Source organism: Streptomyces sp. NPDC020875, from assembly GCF_040641415.1.
Classification (GTDB): Bacteria; Actinomycetota; Actinomycetes; order Streptomycetales; family Streptomycetaceae; genus Streptomyces.
The window spans coordinates 1-3119 of record NZ_JBFADP010000131.1; the positions used below are offsets into that span (position 1 = coordinate 1).

The window sequence follows — 3119 nt, forward strand, 5'->3', positions numbered from 1 at the left end:
GGGTGGTCGTAGGGGAGGGGGAGGGTTTCGGGGAGGTTGCTGAGGTTGTTTTTCCAGTATTCGAGTTGCTGGGCGGCGAGGCTGTTGGGGTCGTTTTCGTCGCCGAGGAGGGTTTTCTGCCAGAGGGTGTAATCGGCGTACTGCACCGGCAGAACCGGACGGGGCTCCGTGGCCTCGATGTCTTCGGCCGTGCCTTCCGCGGATATTCCGTCCGTGCGCTCCTGGTAGAAGTGCAGCAAGTCGGTGAGGAGGGGGCGGATCGATTCACCGTCGGCCGCGATGTGATGGACCACGAGAACGAGAGAGTGTTCCTTCGGAGCCGTCGTCAGCAGAACGACCCGGAGCGGAAACTCCTCGGTCAGCACAAAACCCTGCCGAATGATCTCGTCCACCGCGGCGGGCAGCTCATCGGCGCCGATCCGGCGCCGGGCGAGCCGGGGTTCGGCCTCTTCGGGGGTGTGGATGTGCTGGTGGGGGGTTCCGTCGGTTTCGGGGAAGGTGGTCCGGAGCGTTTCATGGCGCTCGACCAGATCGAAGAACGCCTGACGGAGGGCTTCGGGGTCGACGGTTCCGCTGAGGTTGATGATGAAGGGGATGTTGTAGGTGGGGGTCGGGCCCTGGAGCTGGTTGAGGAACCAGAGTCGTCGCTGAGCCGACGACAGCGGAACCAGCTCCGGCCGGGTCGCGGCTTCCAGTGGCGGCCGTACGGTCGTGGTGTCGTCCAGATGATGGGTGAGCCGGGCGACCGTGGGGTGGTCGAAGAGGGTCCGGACGGTGACTTCCTTGCCGAGCGCGGCCCGGATGGCCCCGGCGAGCCGGGTGGCGAGCAGGGAGTGGCCGCCCAGCTGGAAGAAGTTGTCGTCCACCCCGACCGAGGCGAGTCCCAGGGTCTCGGCGAAGAGTCCGGCGAGTACGCGCTCCCGTTCCGTCAGCGGCTCCCCGCCGTCGGCCGGGCCGGTGCCGCCGGGGCCGGAGCCGGGCCCGGGGACGGGCAGGGCCCGCCGGTCGAGCTTTCCGCTGGTGGTCAGCGGAAGCTCGGCCAGCACCATGAACACTCCCGGGACCATATGGTCCGGCAGTCGGCGCTGTACGTCCCGGCGCAGTGCGGCGGTATCCACCGTCACTCCGTCGGCGGGGACCACATAGGCGATGAGCTGGGTGTTCTCGGACTGGTCGAGCCGGGTACCGACGGCGGCCCCCGCGATCCCGGGACAATCGCTCAGTACGGACTCGATCTCGCCCAGCTCGATCCGGTAGCCGCGGACCTTGACCTGCTGGTCGGCGCGGCCCAGATAGTCGAGGACTCCCTCCGGGCTCCAGCGGGCCAGGTCCCCGGTGCGGTACATCCGTGAACCCGGCGGGCCGTAGGGGTCGGCGACGAAGCGTTCGGCGGTGAGCCCCGGCCGGTTGAGATAGCCCCGGGCCAGCCCGGCCCCGGCGACGTACAGCTCACCCGCGACACCCGGCGGCACCGGGCGGAGCACGCTGTCCAGGACGAGCAGCCGGACATCGGGGACGGCGACCCCGATGGCGCCGGTGGTGGAACCGGTGTCGGCGGTCGTGATGCCGTGATGGGTGACATAGACCGTGGTCTCGGTGGGGCCGTACATGTTCACCAGGACCGGTTCGGTGTCGGCGTGCCGCTCGTACCAGTCGGTCAGCCGGGTCGGGTCGAGGGCCTCGCCCGCCAGGATCACCCGGCGCAGGGCGAGCCGTCCGTCGGCGGGCGTGGCGTCCCGGTCGGCCTGGATGAGCTGGTAGAAGGCCGACGGTGTCTGGTTGAGGACCGTGACCCCCTCGTCCACCATCAGTCGGCGGAGTTCCGTCGCGATCCGGCTGGTGGTGAGCGGGGCGATCACGATCCGGCCGCCGTGCAGCAGGGCGCCCCAGATCTCCCAGACGGAGACGTCGAACGCGTAGGAGTGGAAGAGGAGCCAGACGTCGTCCGGGCCGAAGCCGAACCAGTGGTCCGTCTCGGTGAGCAGCCGGTGCACGGTGGAGTGGGGGACCACCACGCCCTTGGGCCGGCCGGTGGAGCCGGAGGTGTAGATGACATAGGCGCGGTCGTCCGGCCGGAGTGGGGCGACGCGGTCGGCGTCCGTCGGATTCGTGGCGGGCAGTTCCGCGAGCCGGCGTACGGTGCCGGGGGCGTCCAGAACGGTCCGCGGGACCGCCGGTCCGGGCAGCTCCGTCGCCGTCTCGCCGGTGGTGAGGAGATGACGGGCCCCCGCGTCGTCGACGACGAAGGCGATCCGGTCGGCCGGGTCCCCGGGGTCGATCGGCAGATAGGCGGCCCCGGCTTTGAGGACCGCGAGTACGGAGACGATGGTCTCGGCCGACCGGGGCAGTACCAGGGCGACGACGTCCTCGGGTCCGACACCCTGCCCGATGAGGTGGTGGGCGAGCCGGTTGGCCCGTTCATCGAGTTCGGCGTAACTGAGCGACCGGGATCCGCAGGTGACGGCGGTGGCGTCCGGTGTCGCCGCGGCCCGGGCCTCGAAGAGTTCGGGGAGGAGCCGGTGCTCCGGACGGGGTGTCCGTTCGCGCCAGCGCTCGGGCACCAGCCGGTCCCGCTCCGCCGGGGTGAGGAGATCGAGATCGCGGATCCGGGTATCGGGTGCCCGCGCGTAGATTTCGAGCAACCGGATATAGCGGTCCAGATAGCTCTCGGCTGTCGCCCGGTCGAAGTATTCGGTGCGATGGGCGAGCCGGATCCGCATCCGTTCCCCGGGTACCACGGAAAGGGTGAGCGGATAGTGCGTGATGCCGTCCCCGTGTGCGTGCCAGCCGGTGATCCGCAGGTCGCCCAGCTCATTGAGGGAGCTGAAATCGACGGGGTAGTTTTCGAGGACGGTGGTGGTGTCGAAGAGGTGGGTGTGGGGGGTGGTGTTGGTGATGGTGGTGAGGGGGAGGTGTTGGTGGTCGAGGAGTTGGGCTTGTTGGTTTTGGTGGTGGGTGAGGTGTTGGGTGAGTGTGTGGTGGTGGTGTATTTGGGTGTGGGTGGGGATGGTGTTGATGAAGAGGCCGATCATGGTGTTGATGTGGGGTATTTCGGGGGGTCGGCCGTTGACGGTGGTTCCGAAGGTGATGTCGTTTTGGTTGGTGAGGGTGTTGAGGAG

The 3119-nt window shown here is 68.7% G+C and carries 1 protein-coding gene; it reads right to left on the reverse strand.

Translation table 11 applies throughout. The annotated features are described in order from the left end of the window. Positions 1 to 3089, reverse strand: a 3089-nt coding sequence (locus tag AB0G74_RS34270; protein WP_361154618.1) for an amino acid adenylation domain-containing protein, incomplete at its 3' end; no start/stop codon positions are given. Positions 3090 to 3119 lie beyond the last annotated feature (30 nt).